General features: G+C 39.0%; 1 protein-coding gene. It reads right to left on the bottom strand.

What is annotated here, in order from left to right:
- Positions 1-447 precede the first annotated feature (447 nt).
- Positions 448-937 (bottom strand): GcrA family cell cycle regulator (locus ACFIO5_RS10830; RefSeq protein ID WP_375705402.1); only part of this gene is annotated, 490 nt, incomplete at its 5' end.

The raw sequence follows: 937 nt of genomic DNA, 5'->3' as shown, positions 1-937 counted from the left end.
ATGATTTAAAGGATATTGTCGTAGATTTTTTTGAAAGTCACAAAACTCAACTAAAAAGGGGCGATGAAGAGAACAATGGTTTACGCCTTTATAGAGTATATCCTCTAATTCTTTAAATTTCATTTGTTTAGCAGCATTTCGCACGCAATAAAATATTACCGGTCATTGCGCAATCAAAACACCAGTTAGAACAACACCGCCTCTTATTATTCAATAACACGAAAAAATAAAACTTGAATGAGTTTCTCGGAAGGGAAAATTTCTACATTCCTTAAGGCATAACCTTTGCACTTTTCTTTCTCATAGCAGATAATCTATTAATGCATTTTTTTAAAAGAAAGATTTTTGGTGATCTATACCCCCAGTTAATGGTCTTATGCCCTAAAACATTTAAGCTGACATTTAATAATAAGGATATAGAATACAACGTAGATTATATTACAAATATTATATTCTTATCCGCCGTCTTTCAGAGATTGGCTGAAATGCTATTTTAGCATGAAAGGCACAATAAGGACTATTCTCACCAGAATCGGCACCACAAAAATGAAAATCTGGTGATAAAGGATCCCCAACTGGCCACCTACATGTATTTTCACTCAATTGCAAAAGATTAAGCTGACGTGATATAGGTACAACCACATTTGATTTTTCGGGCAAATCAACTTCTGTCACATCCTCCACTACAACATCCACCTTTAAAGCTGTCGCTCCAACACTGCAAGAAGCAGTATTTGTCGGTAATACTGTCGATGGTGTGCGACGCATCCGCACAGGCGATGAACTGACCCCAACAAGTGCCTTTTGTACACGCCCCCCCCCCTGTGCTGTTTTACCACGTCCCGGTAGTTTTAATCGGTGCACTTTACCAATCACTGCATTCCTACTAACACCACCTAACTGAGCTGCAATCTGGCTTGCGCGTAGCCCCTCCCTC

Source organism: Bartonella sp. AA86SXKL, from assembly GCF_042196885.1.
The sequence above is the reverse complement of the archived record's forward strand: the minus strand, read 5'-3'. Positions and strand labels throughout refer to the sequence as shown.